Origin of the sequence: Actinomyces ruminis, assembly GCF_002154335.2 — a bacterium.
Lineage (GTDB): Bacteria > Actinomycetota > Actinomycetes > Actinomycetales > Actinomycetaceae > Actinomyces > Actinomyces ruminis.
Genome location: NZ_MTPX02000080.1, coordinates 1 through 1852, shown reverse-complemented (window position 1 = coordinate 1852; position 1852 = coordinate 1). Strand labels below are relative to the sequence as shown.

The window sequence follows — 1852 nt, the reverse complement described above, 5'->3', positions numbered from 1 at the left end:
CCTCGCCCAGTGCGCGCAACTGGCCCGCCCCCTGTTCGTCAAGCCCGCCCCGCGCGGGCTCCTCCCTGGGCATCACCCGGGTGGAGGACCTTGCCGACCTGGAGGCGGCCATCGAGTCCGCCCGTGCGGTGGACCCCAAGGTGCTGGTCGAGTCCGGCATCGTCGGCCGCGAGATCGAGGTCGCCGTCCTCGCCGGTCACGGCGACGACGCCCCCCGCGTGGCCGAGCCCGGCGAGATCGTCATGGACGCCGCCCACGGCGCCGGCGAGTTTTACGACTACGAGACCAAGTACCTCGCGCATGACGCCGTCGCCATGGTGTGCCCCGCCCACATCACCCCGGAGGCGCGTGAGCTGCTCATGCGCCGGGCCGCCGAGGCCTTCATCGCCATCGGCGGGGAGGGACTGACCCGCGTCGACTTCTTCCTCACGCCGGAGGGGGAGGCCATCGTCAACGAGGTCAACACTATGCCCGGTTTCACCCCCTTCTCCATGTACCCCTACATGTGGCAGGTCTCCGGGTTGGCCTACCGCGACCTGGTTACCGAGCTGATCGAGCTCGCGCTGGAACGCCCCACCGATGTCAACCGCTGAGGCCGACGACGCCGGGCCTACCGTCGCCGACCTGGGGGAGGAGGGCCTGCTGGCGGCTATCGCTCCGCTGCTGCCGCAGGCGACCCGCGTACTGGTACCCAGCGGGGACGACAGCGCCGTGGTCGCCGCCCCGGACGGCCGCTACTGCATAAGCACGGACGTGCTCGTCGAAGGGGAACACTTCCGCCCCGACTGGTCCACCGGCCGCGACGTCGGGGCGCGCGCCGCCGCCCAGAACCTCGCCGACATCGCCGCCATGGGGGCGCGGCCGACGGCGCTGGTGGTGAGCCTGGTGCTGCCCCGCGCCACCCCGGTCGCCTGGGTGCAGGATCTGGCCCGCGGATTCGCCGACGCCTGCGTGGGCACGGACGCGGGCGTGGTCGGTGGCGACCTCAGCGTCGGGGAGCGGGTGGTCGTCGCCGTCACCGTCCACGGTGACCTGGGCGGCCGCCAGCCGGTGCTGCGCTCGGGCGCTCGGCCCGGTGACGTCGTCGTGCACGTGGGCACGCTGGGACGCTCCGCCGCCGGGCTCGCGTTGCTGCAGGCCGGGCTGGACGACCGCGCCGACGTGTGGGGCGAGGCCGTGGACGCCGCCCGCGCCGGGCTCGCCTCGGAATGCCTACGCATCTACCGGGCGCCCGCCCCGCCCCTGGCCGCAGGACCCGCCCTGGCCGATGCTGGAGCCGGCGCCATGCTGGACGTGTCCGACGGGCTGCTGCGCGACGCGGACCGGATCGCCCGGGCCAGCGGCATCGTCGTCGACATCGCCGATCCCGACGACGACCCGGATACCGGGCAGGCGCATGATCTCGCCGCGCTGGAGCCGATAGCCCGGCTGCTGCGGGAGGAGGCCGCGGCCGCGCGCTCCCTGGCGCGGGCCTGGGTGCTGACCGGGGGAGAGGACCACGGCCTGCTGGCCACGCTCCCGGCGGCGGCCGGGCGGCTCCCGGAAGGCGCACGCGTAGTTGGAGCCGTGCGCGCCCGGTGCGAAGGGGAACCCGCGGGCGCACTGATCGGCGGGCGGGTGCCCGACCAGCTCGGCTGGGACCACTTCCGCGCCTAGGCGGCCGGACTCGGTGACGATTTACGACCTCGGGGTACATTGCACGACCGCGGGGCGGTCGTAAACCGCACCCCAGGGTCGTAAATCGTAGGTCGGTGAGTTGTCGGTGTGAGCGGGTTTGCTTGGGGTCGGGGTTTTGGTTGGTGTGGTGTGGGAGGGTCGGGGTGGTTGTGGTCTGGGAGGTTAATCCGGGGCG

The 1852-nt window shown here is 73.3% G+C and carries 1 protein-coding gene and 1 pseudogene; both read left to right on the top strand.

The features are described 5' to 3' along the window. A pseudogene (locus BW737_RS14490) lies at positions 1–593 on the top strand (ATP-binding protein); the annotation flags it as partial. Then, positions 580–1656, top strand: a complete 1077-nt coding sequence (locus tag BW737_RS14485; protein ID WP_086616117.1) for a thiamine-phosphate kinase — start codon at positions 580–582, stop codon at positions 1654–1656. The pseudogene BW737_RS14490 and the gene BW737_RS14485, both read left to right, overlap by 14 nt. Positions 1657–1852 lie beyond the last annotated feature (196 nt).